Source organism: Curtobacterium sp. NPDC098951 (assembly GCF_044759965.1).
Classification (GTDB): Bacteria; Actinomycetota; Actinomycetes; order Actinomycetales; family Microbacteriaceae; genus Curtobacterium.
Genome location: NZ_JBIWAG010000002.1, coordinates 654,616 through 667,890, shown reverse-complemented (window position 1 = coordinate 667,890; position 13,275 = coordinate 654,616). Strand labels below are relative to the sequence as shown.

12 protein-coding genes are annotated in these 13,275 nt (G+C 71.5%); 8 read left to right on the top strand and 4 right to left on the bottom strand.

Going from position 1 to position 13,275, the window contains the following annotated elements; genetic code table 11:
- Window positions 1-804: an NAD-dependent epimerase/dehydratase family protein gene (locus ACIQUC_RS07805; protein WP_402265179.1), complete on the top strand. Its 804-nt coding sequence runs from the start codon at window positions 1-3 to the stop codon at window positions 802-804.
- 217 nt (window positions 805-1,021) lie between these two features.
- Here the strand turns inward: ACIQUC_RS07805 and ACIQUC_RS07800 are convergent, their stop codons facing one another.
- From ACIQUC_RS07800 to ACIQUC_RS07790, 3 genes are read right to left on the bottom strand one after another with little or no spacing between them, the layout of a single operon-like run.
- Window positions 1,022-3,091: a YhgE/Pip family protein gene (locus tag ACIQUC_RS07800; protein WP_402265176.1), complete on the bottom strand. Its 2,070-nt coding sequence runs from the start codon at window positions 3,089-3,091 to the stop codon at window positions 1,022-1,024.
- Window positions 3,088-3,804, bottom strand: a complete 717-nt coding sequence (locus tag ACIQUC_RS07795; RefSeq protein WP_402265174.1) for a hypothetical protein — start codon at window positions 3,802-3,804, stop codon at window positions 3,088-3,090. Before ACIQUC_RS07795 ends, ACIQUC_RS07800 begins: the two co-directional genes overlap by 4 nt.
- The gene (locus ACIQUC_RS07790) at window positions 3,801-4,466 is read right to left on the bottom strand and encodes a TetR/AcrR family transcriptional regulator (protein ID WP_049973454.1); all 666 of its coding nucleotides are present in this window, start codon (window positions 4,464-4,466) and stop codon (window positions 3,801-3,803) included. The genes ACIQUC_RS07795 and ACIQUC_RS07790 overlap by 4 nt, the downstream gene beginning before the upstream one ends.
- Window positions 4,467-4,627: 161 nt before the next feature.
- Between ACIQUC_RS07790 and ACIQUC_RS07785 the strand changes: the two genes are divergently transcribed.
- The 7 genes from ACIQUC_RS07785 to ACIQUC_RS07755 all read left to right on the top strand — a co-directional run bounded on the left by ACIQUC_RS07785 (window position 4,628) and on the right by ACIQUC_RS07755 (window position 12,502).
- The gene (locus tag ACIQUC_RS07785; protein WP_402265171.1) at window positions 4,628-8,299 is read left to right on the top strand and encodes a S8 family serine peptidase; all 3,672 of its coding nucleotides are present in this window, start codon (window positions 4,628-4,630) and stop codon (window positions 8,297-8,299) included.
- 107 nt (window positions 8,300-8,406) lie between these two features.
- Complete coding sequence (locus ACIQUC_RS07780) at window positions 8,407-8,577, top strand: hypothetical protein (RefSeq protein WP_022906203.1); 171 nt, start codon at window positions 8,407-8,409, stop codon at window positions 8,575-8,577.
- 195 nt (window positions 8,578-8,772) lie between these two features.
- Entirely contained in the window at window positions 8,773-10,065 is a 1,293-nt protein-coding gene (locus ACIQUC_RS07775) for an adenylosuccinate synthase (RefSeq protein WP_402265168.1), read from the top strand.
- A gap of 2 nt (window positions 10,066-10,067) precedes the next feature.
- Window positions 10,068-10,625 carry a low molecular weight phosphatase family protein gene (locus ACIQUC_RS07770; RefSeq protein ID WP_402265165.1) on the top strand — a complete coding sequence of 186 codons (558 nt, stop codon included), beginning with the start codon at window positions 10,068-10,070 and terminating at the stop codon, window positions 10,623-10,625.
- A 374-nt stretch (window positions 10,626-10,999) separates the two neighbouring features.
- Window positions 11,000-11,329, top strand: coding sequence for a hypothetical protein (locus ACIQUC_RS07765; RefSeq protein ID WP_022905219.1), 330 nt, complete (start codon window positions 11,000-11,002; stop codon window positions 11,327-11,329).
- A gap of 135 nt (window positions 11,330-11,464) precedes the next feature.
- Window positions 11,465-11,809 (top strand): hypothetical protein, encoded by a 345-nt coding sequence (locus ACIQUC_RS07760; protein ID WP_022905218.1) that lies wholly within the window; start codon window positions 11,465-11,467, stop codon window positions 11,807-11,809.
- A 111-nt stretch (window positions 11,810-11,920) separates the two neighbouring features.
- Window positions 11,921-12,502, top strand: a complete 582-nt coding sequence (locus ACIQUC_RS07755) for a hypothetical protein (RefSeq protein ID WP_402265160.1) — start codon at window positions 11,921-11,923, stop codon at window positions 12,500-12,502.
- Window positions 12,503-12,511: 9 nt separating this feature from the next.
- On the opposite strand, the gene ACIQUC_RS07750 is transcribed toward ACIQUC_RS07755, so the two are convergent.
- The gene (locus ACIQUC_RS07750) at window positions 12,512-13,252 is read right to left on the bottom strand and encodes an SOS response-associated peptidase (RefSeq protein ID WP_402265157.1); all 741 of its coding nucleotides are present in this window, start codon (window positions 13,250-13,252) and stop codon (window positions 12,512-12,514) included.
- Window positions 13,253-13,275 lie beyond the last annotated feature (23 nt).

Genomic DNA, 13,275 nt, shown 5'->3' with positions numbered 1-13,275 from the left:
ATGGCGACGCTGCTCATCACCGGGGCCGCCGGACGCATCGGCGCTGCGCTCCGGCCGCGACTCCTCGCGGCCGGTCACGACCTCGTGCTGTTCGACGAGCGCACCCCGGACGACCCACCGACCGGTGGTGAGCGCTTCGTGCCCGGGTCGGTGCACGACGCCGATGCCCTCGACGACGCATTGATCGGCGTCGACACCGTGGTCCACCTGGCGGGCATCCCGACCGAGGCCGCGTGGGACGACCTCGTCGCGGCGAACCTCACCGGGACGAAGAACGTGCTCGAGCGAGCGGCCGCAGCCGGGGTCCTCCGGATGGTCCAGGCGAGCTCGATCCACGCCGTCGGCCGAGTGCCCGAGCCGCTCGACGAACCGGGGAGCGTGCCCGGAGACCGGCTGCCCCGGCCGGACACCTACTACGGCGTGACGAAGGCCGGGATGGAACTCCTCGGCAGTCTCTTCGCCGATCGGTTCGGGATGTCGATCGTCTCGGCGCGCATCGGGGCGTTCGGCGAGCAGCCGTCGTCCGGTCGTGCGCTCCTGATGTGGAGCTCGCCGGACGACCTGGTGCGGTTGGTGCTGGCGACGGTCGCGCTCCGTGACCCCGGGCACCACGTCGTGTGGGCGCTGTCCCGGAACACCGGCTCCCCGGCCGACCTCACCGCGGGGGAGCGGATCGGCTTCGTCCCGGTCGACGACGCCTCGGGCGTGCTCGACCCCGACGCCCGTGCTGCCCTGCCCGCCGAGGACCTCCGCTACCTCGGTGGCGACATGGTCGGGCTGCCGCTCGGGCGAAGCACTTCGTGAGCAGCAATGGTCGGGCTGCCGCTCGGGCGGAGCACTTCGTGAGCAGCAATGGTCGGGCTGCCGCTCGGGCGGAGCACTTCGTGAGCAGCAATGGTCGGGTTCCCTGAGGCCACCCGACCATTTCTGCTCACGAAGCCGCGCAGCGGCGCCCGGCGGCGCCCGGCGCCCGCCCGACGCCCGACGCCCGGCGCCCACCCGGCGCCCGCCCGGCGCCCCGCTACCCGATCAGGCTCGGGCGCAGGTCGCGCAGCGTCCGCGAGCGTGTCTGCCGTGCGGTGACGACGAACGACACCAGGAGCGCACCGAGCAGCCAGCACGCGAGGATGCCCGCGTCGGACCACGCCGCCCCGAGGCTCCCGCCGTACATCGTCTGCCGGATCGCGTCGACCGAGTACGTCATCGGCAGCGCGAAGTGCAGCGCCGCCAACGGCCCCGGCAGCGTCTGCCACGGGAACGTCCCGCCCGCGGTGACGAGCTGCACGAGCATGAGCACCAAGCCGAGGAACTGGCCCACCGAGCCGAGCAGCACGTTGAGCGCCATGATGATCGCCGCGAACGTGGCCGAGGCCAGCACCATGAGCCCGATCGTCGCCCCGGCGTGCACGACGTTCAGGTCGAGGGCGAACCGGACGATGCAGAACAGCGCCACCATCTGCACGAGTCCGAGCAGCGCCGGCGTCAACCATCCGCCGAACACCACCGCGAGGGGCTTTCGCACCGCGGTGATCGCCCGCTTCGAGATCGGCTTGAGGATGAGGAACAGCGCGTACATGCCGATCCAGGCCGCGAGGGAGATGAAGAACGGCGCGAGGCCGGCCCCGTAGTTGTCGGCAGCGGCGACGTTGTCGTCCCCGACCTTGACCGGGTCCGAGATCACCGACGCCTGGTCCTCGCGCTGTGAGGCGTTCGAGGCCGGGATCTTCGTGCGGCCCTCGTCGAGCTTCGAGGCGAGCTCGGACGAGCCGCTCTGCAGCTTCGTCAGCCCGGACGCCAACGACTTCGCGCCGTCGTCGGCCGAGGCCGCTCCGGACGCCAAGGAAGCCGCACCGGACGACAGCGTGGGCGCGGCCGACGCGAGCTGCGAGGTGCCAGAGGCCACCTGCGACGAGCCGGACGCCAACTGCGCGGCACCGTCCGCAGCGGAGGAGACCCCGCCGGCCAGGGTGGGGGCCGCCGTCGCCAGGGCGGAGGTGCCGGCCGCGACCTGGGCGGACCCGTCGCGCAGCTGGTCGACGCCCTCGAGCGCGGCCTTGGCCTTCGCGAGGTCGGCCTTCGTCTTCTCGTCTCCGAGCTGCGTCTCGACAGTGGAGGAGATGACCGCCTGCACCTCCGGCGTCAGTTCCACCCCACGGTCTGCGGCGGCCTTCGTGATCGCCGCCGTCACGGTGTCGGGGGAGAGTCCGTTCAGCGCGTCGAGCGCCGGATCGGTCTGGTCGGCCAGTGCCTTGTTGCCGGCCGCGACCCGCTGCGCACCCGCGTTCAGCTGCGCGGTCTGCGCCGGCAGCGACGCGGTCTGCTGCTTCGCCGTCTGCAGGCCCGACGACAGCGTCGCCGCCCCGGAGGCGACCTGCTGGGCGCCCTGGTCGAGCGCAGCGGTCTGCGACGGCAACGCGGCGGTCCCGTCCGCGAGCGTCGCCGCGCCGGAAGCGAGCTTGCCGGTGCCGTCCGCGAGCGTGGCCGCGCCCGACGCGGCGGACTTCGCACCGGAGGCGAGCTGCCCCGCGCCGTCGACCGCGTCGCCCAGGCTGTCGCGCACGTCGGCGAGGCCCACGAGCAGGGTCTTCGCCGCCTGCTTGCCGACCCGCTCGGCGACGGCTGTGCGCATCGTCTTGCCCGCCTGCTCCGCGATGGTCGAGGCGAGGTACGAGTTCGTGTCCGCCGTCGTCATCACGAGCTCGGCACGCTTCGGGTCGTCGGACTGTGCGGAGACGAGCGACTCCGAGAAGTCGTGCGGGATCGTCACGACGAAGTCGTACGTGCCGTTCCGGACGCCGGAGCGCGCGTCGGCCGCGGTCGTCTCCGTCCACTTGAAGTCGGCGCCGTCGATGGCCTCCTTCGTGACGTCCTTGCCGTAGTCGACCCGGTCGCCGTCGAGCGTCGCGCCGGCGTCCTGGTCGACGATGGCGGCCGGCACCTGGTCGAGCTTCGCGTACGGGTCGCGGTTCGCCCAGAGGTAGGCGCCGCCGTACAGCAGCGGCACGACCATGAGCGCGATGAACGCGAGTCGTGCGAGCGGGGTCGCGGTGAGTCGCGCCAGTTCGGCGCGGACGAGCGAGGTGGTGGTCACGCGGTCGCCTCCGTGGGCAGGTGGTCGGTCTCGGACTGGAGGCGCGGGTCGTCTCCGTCGGGTCGGGCCACGTCCTCGGGGTCCTCGGTCTGGGTGGTGTCGAGCGGCTCGATCGTGTCGAGCAGGTGTTCGACGGTCGCGGCTGCGGCCTTGGAGGTCACGAGCAGGACGGTCACACCGCGGCGGGCGACGTCGCGCACGACCGCGAACCACCCCTCCACGGCGCCGCCGTGCCGCTCGGGCGAGGTGACCACGAGCCCGGTCACGCCGTCCCGCAGCAGGGCGAGTTCGGCGAGCAGTCGGACCCGCACGTCGGTGGGGACGCGCTGCACCGGGGTGTCGGCGTGCTCCCGCAGCCCGAGTTCGTCGAGCACGGTGTCGACGTGTTCGCGGGAGGGCCGCTGCCCGGCGAACGCGAGCTCCTCGCGCACGACGCGCTTGACGGTCATGACGGGGAAGGGCTCGGCGACGCCGGGGGTGTCGACGAGGGCGAAGGTGCGGCGTACCGCGGCGGCGTCGTCGTGCCCGTCGAGCAGGACCCGACCGGTCTCCGGACGCATGCGACCGCCGGCGACGAGCGAGGCGAGCACCGGTGCCTGTTCGGTCTCGACGGCGACGACGCCCGGACGGCCGGGTGCGGCGACGGCGGAGACGACGGGCAGTGCGGCACCGGGCTCCTCGCCGATGCCGACGTGGTCGAGTTCGAGGGTCATGCGCGGTCCTTCTCTGGGGAGGCCTTCGTGGTGGTCGCGGGTGCGGCGGGCTCGGACAGGGACGCCGTACGCCAGTCGATGCCCGCCATCCCGAGCGCGGAGAGGACGACCATGCGGCGTCCGTCCTCGTCGGAGGTGCCGGAGCGGGTGGCCTCGTCGAGCACGGCGATGCACGCGCCCTCGACGAGCCGGCCGAGGGTGGCGGGGTCGACGTCGTCGCGCATGGTGCCGTCGGCGATCCCGAGGGCACAGGCCTCGCGGACCTGGGCGCGCAGCGGTGCGAAGACCTCGGCCACGGACTCGCTGAACGGGCTGCGGATCGCGACCCGGGCCATCGACCGGACGTGGGACACCTCGGACCAGAGCGTCACGGCGATGGCGGCGAGCCGGGCGGCCGGGGGGAGTGCCTCGAGGTCGGCGGCGGTGGGCATCGCGCCGGCGACCCGCGCGGCCCCGGCCGTGACGACCTCGCGCACGAGGTCGTCCCGCGACGGGAAGTGTCCGTAGACCGCACGTCGCGAGAGTCCGGCGGCGGACGCGATGGTCTCGAGCGGGACGTCCGGATCGGCCTGCAGCGCGGTCTTGGCCGCCTCGATCAGGGCGGCCCGGTTTTCGGTCGCGTCCCTGCGGGGGGCGCGGACGGACTGGTCGGGAGTGGTCACGAGCACCATCGTAATAACGTGCACACGTGTGTGCAAGTTATTCGATCCGACACCCCCGTTCGGGGGCAGTCCCCCAAAGTGCGGACTGCGCACCCTGAGAGCGAACGCATAACTTCACAGCAATTCCATGAAGAACACGGACGGAGCCAGGAGTGCGCCTTTTGAACCGTGCAACACCGAACGACAACCCGAACCCGAACCCGCATCGCATCGCACGCGTGCTGACCGCCGGGATCGCCGCCGCGGCCCTCGCGTGCGGTGGGCTCGCCGTCGGAGGGGCGGCGTCCGCGGCCCCGTCCGGCCTCTCGCCCGCCGACCTGAAGATCGCGGCACCGCTGCGTGACGCGAAGCCCCAGAAGACGATCGCCGCGTTCGTGCGGACGACCGGCCAGGGGGCCCTCGAGGTCGACGCGAAGGCGAAGGGCGGCGACCTCACGCGGTCGAAGACGCAGTCCTCGGCCGCCAAGCAGCGCGTCAAGGCGATCGGCTCGACCGTCGCCGCCGTCCGCGCCGCCGTCAAGCAGTCCGACGCGAAGGCCACCGAGCTCTATTCGACCGAGTACACCGTGCCCGGCATCGCCGTCGTCGCCGACGTCGAGGCGCTCCGCAAGGTCGCCGAGCGCTCCGACGTCGCGAGCATCATCCCGCTCACGCCGAAGAAGGTCGTCGAGCCGACGGTGAACAAGGACGCCTCGGCGGCCCCGTCCGGCGTCGACCCGAGCCTCGTGAAGCCGGGTGCCGACGGCGTCAGCCCGAAGAACGCGGCGAGCGACGTCTACACGCGGGCGCTCAACGCCTGGCAGCAGACCGGGCACACCGGCAAGGGCGTGAACGTCGCCGTGCTCGACACCGGCCTCGACTACACGCAGGCGGACTTCGGTGGCCCCGGCACCACCGCCGCGTACCAGGCGGCGCTCGACTCGACGAGCGCACCTGCGGCGGGCTCCTACGACCCCGAGAAGTTCCTCGGTGGCTACGACTTCGCCGGTCCGACCTACAACGCGGACCCGAGCGACCCGGACACCTACCAGCCGGTCCCCGCACCGGACGACAACCCGATCGACGGCAAGGGCGGCGACCACGGCACGCACGTGTCCGGCACGATCGCCGGCTACGGGCTCGACGCCGACAAGAAGACCTTCGACGGCGACTACACCAAGCTCACGACGCAGCAGGTGCAGGACATGTGGATCGGTCCGGGCACCGCGCCCGAGGCCGGCCTCTACGCGCTCAAGGTGTTCGGCGACGGCGGCGGCTCGACCGACCTCACCGGTGCCGCGCTCGACTGGGTCGGCCAGGCGCTGACCGAGGGCAAGGACATCAACGTCCTCAACCTGTCGCTCGGCTCCGACTACGGCGCACCGGACGACCCCGACAACGCCAAGATCGACGCGCTCACCGCCCGCGGTGTGCTGCCGGTGATCGCCTCGGGCAACGCCGACGACTTCACCGACATCGGTGGCTCGCCCGGGAACGCCGAGGGGGCCCTGACGGTCGCCGCCAGCGCCACCGGTCAGTCGCTCTACGACGGCGTCCAGGTGACCGCCCCGTCCGCCGTCGCGAAGACCTATCGCGCGCAGTACTCCCAGAACTTCCAGGGCACGCTGCCGGTCGAGGGCGACGTCGTCGTCCCGACCACGAACGTCGACGGCTGCACGCCCTTCACGGGTGCGGACGCCGCGGCGATCTCCGGCAAGGTCGTCTGGCTGAAGTGGACCGACGCCGCGCTCGAGTGCGGATCCGGGACACGCTTCAACAACGTCCAGGCAGCCGGCGGTGTCGGCGTGCTCCTCGCGGGCACCATCAACACCTTCAGCTCGGGCATCGCGGGCAACGCGACCATCCCGGGTGCCGAGCTGACCAAGGACAGCGTGACGAGCCTCGCGGCCTCGGCCAAGGCGGGGACCCTCCACGTCAAGTTCGCCGACGAGCTCAAGGGCTTCGAGCTCGCCACCGACCCCGAGGCCGTGAACACGCTCGCGTCGTTCACCAGCCGCGGTGTCCACGGCTCGTTCGGCGACATCGTCAAGCCGGACATCGCCGGCCCCGGGGTCAACGTGATCTCGGCGGCCAACGGCACCGGTGACGACCGCATGTCGATGAGCGGCACGTCGATGGCGACGCCGGACGTGGCGGGCATCGCCGCGCTGACGTTCGAGTCGCACCCGACCTGGTCGGCGCCGGACGTCAAGGCCGCGCTCATGAACACGGCCACGCACGACGTCAAGGACGGCTCCCGCACGGCGACCCTGCTGCGCCAGGGCACCGGTCGCGTCGACGCCCTGCAGGCCGTGACCGCGGACACCACCGTGAAGAGCGTCGAGAACGGCCAGCTCGTCACCGCCTCGTTCGGTGTCGTCGAGGTCGCCGGCAAGACCAGCCAGACCCGGTCGCTCCTCATCCAGAACACCGACTCGTCGGCCCACACCTACGACGTGGCCTACCAGCCGCAGGTGGCCCAGCCGGGCGTCGCGTTCTCGCTCAGCACGAAGCGCGTCACCGTCGGCCCCGGTCGCGGTGCCGTCGTGGACCTGACGTTCACGGTCACCGACCCCACGCAGCTCCGTCGCGTCATCGACCCCACCCAGGAGTCGGTGCAGCAGGGCTACCAGCGTGAGTTCGTCACGGCCGCCACCGGTCTCGTGACCTTCACCCCGACCGACAAGACGCTCGACCCGCTCCGTCTCGGCACGTACGTCGCGCCGAAGCCGGTCAGTGCCGTGCGCGGTTCGGGCGTGACGTTCACCGGCCCGCAGAAGACCGCGAACCTCGCACTGAGCGGCCGCACGGTCGACCAGGGCGGCCTGACCTCGGGCTACCACGCCGCGGTCGCGCCGTTCGTGCTCGGTGGGACGGACGCCGTGGAGTCGTTCCCGGCCGGTTCGGCGTCGCAGTCGCTCAAGGCCGCTGACGTCCGTGCCTACGGCGTGAGCTACGACAAGGCGTCGGACACCCTCGCCTTCGGTGTGCAGACGGCCGGTCCCGACGCCAACCCCGGCGCCGTGACCAACGTCGAGGTGTTCATCGACACGAACGGCGACGGCAAGGACGACTACCTCGTGTACGACGCGAAGTCGTCCGTGGTCGACGCGACGCTCGTCACGACGATCGACCTCGCCAAGGCCGCCCAGGCTGCCGACGACCCGGACATCGACCCGGTCGTCGACGCCTTCCCGCTGAACGGCGGCGCTCCCGGCCAGGACGTCAACACGTTCGACAGTGCCGTCAAGGTGCTGCCGGTGACGGCCTCGGCGATCGGTGCCGCGGGCAAGACCATCTCGTACCGGGTGGAGACCGAGTCGGCGTACGCGCCGGGTGCGGCCACCAGCGGGTCCTCGGTGGTCGACGTGACCTCGACGGCGAAGTTCAACCTCGCCAAGCCGACGCTCACGTTCGCGCAGGGTGGCCAGGGCGGCACGCTGTTCGCCGACAAGGGCACGCTCCAGGTCACCCGCGGCTCCGGGGTCGCGAGTGCTCGGATCCTGCTGCTGCACCTCGGCAACGCGGTCGGCAGCCAGGCCCAGAGCGCCGCGGCGACCTGGGTCGCACCGACCCTCACGCTCGTCAAGGGCAGCGGGGTGTCGGTGAGCGGCACGCCGAAGGTCGGGTCGAAGCTCAAGGCGAACCACGGCAAGTGGAACGGCTCGGGCGTGACCTACTCGTACCAGTGGCTCCGTGACGGCAAGGCCGTGAAGGGCGCGACGAGCTCGTCGTACAAGCTCGGCACGTCCGACGCCGGTCACCGGTTCTCGGTCAAGGTCGTCGCGAAGGCGAAGGGCTACCAGGACGGCACGGCGACGTCGAAGCAGACCGCCAAGGTCGCACGCCGCTAGCGCACACCACCACTGCGGGCCCCGTCACATCGTTCGTGACGGGGCCCGCAGTGCGTCAAGAGGACATGTAGTTAGACAAACTACCTATCGAGTGCGAGGCTTGCCGCATGCAGACGCAGACCACCCTGAAGCAGCTCCGGGCCAACCCGATGGAGTGGCGTCGCCGTGGGCTCACCCCGCCGGACGTCATCCAGTCCATGATCGAGCAACGCCTCGCCGAGCCGGGTCACGCGGCCCCGGTGGGCGACCCGTCCTACCAGGACTTCTTCCGCAGCTGATCGCCGGATCGCGACCCGATCGCGGGACTGGAGGCGCGGTGCCGGCTGGCACCGCGCCTCCAGTCCGTCCGGGGGACCGTCCGCCGGGCCGGCACCTGACCGGCAGGTAGCGTGCCGGTGGCCGTCCGATAGACTCGGGTGGACCACCGGCCCGACTGGTCGTGTGAGGTCCTCCGCCAACGTGAGGAGAACCAGATGCCCGCTGCAGTGATCATCGGAGCCCAGTGGGGCGACGAGGGCAAGGGGAAGGCCACCGACCTCCTCGGGTCCCGCATCGACTACGTCGTCAAGTTCAACGGCGGCAACAACGCCGGGCACACGGTCGTCGTCGGGGGCGAGAAGTACGCCCTGCACCTGCTGCCCTCCGGCATCCTCACGCCCGGCGTCACCCCGATCATCGGCAACGGCGTGGTCGTCGACCTCGAGGTCCTGTTCCAGGAGCTCGACGCGCTGAAGGCCCGCGGCGTCGACACCTCGAAGCTCCTCGTGTCGGCGAACGCCCACGTCATCACGCACTACCACCGCACGATCGACAAGGTGACCGAGCGGTTCCTCGGCAAGCGGCAGATCGGCACCACCGGGCGCGGCATCGGCCCGACCTACGCCGACAAGATCAACCGCGTCGGCATCCGCATCCAGGACATCTTCGACGAGAACATCCTGCGGCAGAAGGTCGAAGCGGCCCTCGACCAGAAGAACCACCTGCTCGTCAAGGTCTTCAACCGCCGCGCCATCGACGCCGACGAGGTCGTCGAGTCGCTGCTGTCCTTCGCCGACCGCCTGCGCCCGATGGTCGCCGACACCGGGCTCGAGATCCACCGCGCACTCGAGCGCGGCGAGACCGTCCTGTTCGAGGCCGGCCAGGCCACCATGCTCGACGTCGACCACGGCACCTACCCGTTCGTGACGTCCTCGTCGGCGACGGCGGGCGGCGCGGCGACCGGCTCCGGCATCGGCCCGGGCAAGCTCGAGCGGATCATCGGCATCGTCAAGGCGTACACGACCCGCGTCGGCGCCGGCCCGTTCCCGACCGAGCTGTTCGACGAGTCCGGGGAGTTCCTGCGGGCGAACGGCTTCGAGTTCGGCACGACCACCGGTCGTCCGCGTCGCTGTGGCTGGTACGACGCCCCGATCGCCCGGTACACGGCGCGCGTCAACGGCGTGACGGACTTCGTGCTGACCAAGCTCGACGTCCTCACCGGGCTGTCGACGATCCCGGTCTGCGTCGCCTACGAGGTCGACGGCGTCCGCGTGGACGAGGTCCCCGTGAACCAGTCGGACTTCCACCACGCCAAGCCCGTCTACGAGGAGTTCCCCGGCTGGACCGAGGACATCACGGGTGCCCGCACGTTCGAGGACCTCCCGAAGAACGCGCAGGACTACGTGCTCGCCGTCGAGGCGATGTCGGGCGCGCGGATCTCCGCGATCGGCGTCGGCCCCGGGCGTGACGCGATCGTCGTGCGGCACGACCTGCTCGGCGCCTCCTGAGCATGCGGGTCCTGTTCGTCTGCAGCGGCAACATCTGTCGTTCGCCGCTCGGCGCACAGGTCCTCACGGCGCGACTCGGCCCGGACGCACCCGCGTTCGAGGTCGAGTCCGCCGGCACCATCGCCCAGGACGGCGCCCCGATGGACCCCGCCGCCGCTGCGCAGTCCGAGCGGCTCGGTGGTGTGCCCGGTGACCACCGGGCCCGGTACCTCACCGAGGCGATCGCGGGCTCGGCCGACCTCGTGCTGACCGCGGAGCGTGCCCACCGGTCCGCCGTGGTGTCCCTCGCACCCCGGGCGGCGAAGCGTGCCTTCACCATCACGCAGTTCGCCCGGGTGCTCGACGGCCTCGCTCCGGCCGACCTCGCCGGGGTGTCCTCGCCCGCGGCGCTCGTCGAACTCGTCGCCCGACTCCGGGGGACCGTGGCGCCGCCCGCGGACCCGGCCGACGACGACGTCGACGATCCGTACCGACGCTCGACGGCGACGCACGAGCGCGTGGCCGACGAGATCGCCGCGGCGCTGACGGTGATCGCGGACGCGCTGCGCGCCGTGCGCTGACGCGCGGGCTCCCGCCGCGGCCCGGGTGCGTGCTCGACTTCACGCGCTGGGCGACACCTCACGCGGTCGCGCGCCCGTGAGCTGTCGCTGGGCGCGAAACATCGAACGCCCGTTCGCGCACCCGCGCCCGCACCCGCGGCAGAGCCCGCGGCCCCGGCGCCCGCGGCCCCGCCGGCGGAATGGCCGGAGAACGAGTACCCCGATCGGTCCCCTGTACCCCGGATGTGCGACGCATCCCCCCGGAAACCCGGGCTTCTCCGAAGGGGTGCATTGGCGGAACCCGTGAATCGACGGGCATCGCTGGCGGGTGGAGGGGTCGTTCTCGTAGCGTTCTCGTGTCAGGAGATGTACCCCGGATCGCGAAGGAGAGCGACATGAGCACCACCGTCAGCACCGACACCCGAGCCGAGGTCACGCTCGACACCGAGACGGTCGACACGATCGCGATCCTCGAGGCCCAGGCAGAGACGCACGCCCGCCCGGCCCGCGCCAAGCTCACCTGGACGCAGGAGGACGACGGAGAGTGGGTCGCCAACTACGGCGGGTACTTCGGCGGCTCGGTGGACAAGCGCGACGACCGTTACGTCGCCTCGGACACCTTCGGACTCGTCGTGGGCGACTTCGCATCGCTCGAGCAGGCCCAGGCGAAGCTCGCGGACCAGCTGCACGTGATGCTGCCGTCCGTGATCCGCCCGGTCGACTAGCGCGACGCTCGGGACCGCGGGCACGACCAGCACCGGTCTCCGGACCACCCGCACCACCAGTTCCAGACAGCACCACCAGCACCTGCACCACGGCACGCCGCACCACAGCAGCACGCACCACGAAGGAGCACGACCATGAGCACGCCCGTCGACCACCACCAGCACCTCGAGGTGACCGTCGACACCGCCACGATGGTCGCGATCACGGGCATGGACGACCACGCCGAGATCGTGGTCGACACCGCGGTCGACCAGCCCGTCCACCCGCGGATCCTCTGGACTCGCCCGGACACCGGCCTCTGGGCGGCCAACTACGGCGGCTACTACGGCGGAACGGTCGACCGGCAGGGTGCCCACTACTTCGTGTCCGACACCTTCGGACAGTACGTCGGCGACTTCCGGTCGCTCGAGGAAGCGCAGCAGCGGCTCGCCGAGCGGCTCCACGTCCTCCTGCCGGACGTGCGGCACGACAGCATCTGACGACCCTGACAGGAGGCGCGGATCGCGTCAGCCCACCGGCTGACGTGATCCGCGCCTCCTGTCTGTCATGCTCTCCACAGGGACCGATGGGCGGTCCGGACCGGGGGGACCATGACGTCGACCGACCACACCACCGTCCGCGAGCGGACCGGCCTGTCGGCGCGCGCGGTGCTCGCGCTGTGCGTCGTCGCCGCACTCGTCCTGCTCGCCGGCCTCGTGGTCGTCACGTCGTCCCCGGACCGGCTGCGCGCGCTCGGTGCGAGCGGCTCGTGCGGCGGCTGGTCCGACGACGAGATCGGACGTGACGAGACCCGGATGAGCGCAGGGTTCGTGATCCGGAACCCGATGGACCGTCCGGTCACGCTCCGGGGAGTCAGCGCGACGTGGGACGCCAGGATCCGCTCGGTGCACATCGTCCTCGCGGAGAAGGTCCGCGGTTCCGGGACGGGTGCGATCTACGGCAACACCGCGGACGTGATCGAGGGAGCCCGGGTGCTCGGGGCGGACGGCGCGGTGATCGCACCGCACCACGACGTCCGGGTCGTCGCCGAGATGCAGGCGGTGAGCATGGCGCACGGCGGGCACCTGACCGGACTCCGGGTCGTGACGCGTGGGCCGCTCGGGACGCTGCAGACGCAGGACCTGTCCGACGTCACGCTCGGGATGACGACACCGCGGTCCGACAGCTGCTGACCGCGGTGACTACGCGACCGGGTCGATGAGCTGCGGGCCGTCGTTCCGGACGCTGTTCACCGCGCGGGAGACCTCGTACTGTTCGAGTCCCGCCGCGACCGTCAGCGACTCGTGGTCGAGCAGGGCGAGCAGGTCGTCCTGCTCGAGACCGCCCTGGTCGGTGTCCAGCCAGGCGTCGTAGCCGTCCGGGGTGAGGAATGCCGGCATCCGGTCGTGCACCTCACCCGGGGCGACGTGGGCGTCCCGCGTGATGATCGCCAGCGACAGCCGCCACTTGTCCGGGTCCCCGTCGGGCTTCGTCGGGTCGGGCCACGCGCTCACGACCCCGGCCATCGCGAGGGCACCGCCGGGTTCGTGCACGAAGTGCGGTTCCTTGCCGTCCTCACGCACGACCCACTCGTAGTAGCCCTGTGCGGGGACGATGCACCGGTTCGTCGCGAACGCCCGCTTGAACATGCCGCTCGTCGCGACCGTCTCGATGCGGGCGTTGATCGGCTTCGGGCGCTGCTTCTGGAAGTCCTTCGCCCAGCTCGGCACGAACCCCCAGCTGATCTGCGGGAGCTCGCGCTGCCCGTGCCGCTGCCGGACCGCGAAGACCGGGTCGGTCGGCGCGACGTTCCAGCTCGGCACCAACCCGGTGCCGACCACGCCGGTGTCCTCGTCGACGTGCTCGGTCCGATCGGCGAGCGCACCGATGAGTTCCGGCAGCAGATCGGCCGTGGTGTCGGAGACGACGAACCTTCCACACATGCGCCCAGTGTGCCCGGCGCCAC

Coding starts and splice junctions, on each gene's coding strand:
- ACIQUC_RS07750 (WP_402265157.1), bottom strand. CDS start 13,252: ATGTGTGGAAGGTTCGTCGTCTCCGACACCACGGCCGATCTGCTGCCG.
- ACIQUC_RS07755 (WP_402265160.1), top strand. CDS start 11,921: ATGACGTCGACCGACCACACCACCGTCCGCGAGCGGACCGGCCTGTCG.
- ACIQUC_RS07760 (WP_022905218.1), top strand. CDS start 11,465: ATGAGCACGCCCGTCGACCACCACCAGCACCTCGAGGTGACCGTCGAC.
- ACIQUC_RS07770 (WP_402265165.1), top strand. CDS start 10,068: ATGCGGGTCCTGTTCGTCTGCAGCGGCAACATCTGTCGTTCGCCGCTC.
- ACIQUC_RS07780 (WP_022906203.1), top strand. CDS start 8,407: ATGCAGACGCAGACCACCCTGAAGCAGCTCCGGGCCAACCCGATGGAG.
- ACIQUC_RS07795 (WP_402265174.1), bottom strand. CDS start 3,804: ATGACCCTCGAACTCGACCACGTCGGCATCGGCGAGGAGCCCGGTGCC.
- ACIQUC_RS07765 (WP_022905219.1), top strand. CDS start 11,000: ATGAGCACCACCGTCAGCACCGACACCCGAGCCGAGGTCACGCTCGAC.
- ACIQUC_RS07775 (WP_402265168.1), top strand. CDS start 8,773: ATGCCCGCTGCAGTGATCATCGGAGCCCAGTGGGGCGACGAGGGCAAG.
- ACIQUC_RS07805 (WP_402265179.1), top strand. CDS start 1: ATGGCGACGCTGCTCATCACCGGGGCCGCCGGACGCATCGGCGCTGCG.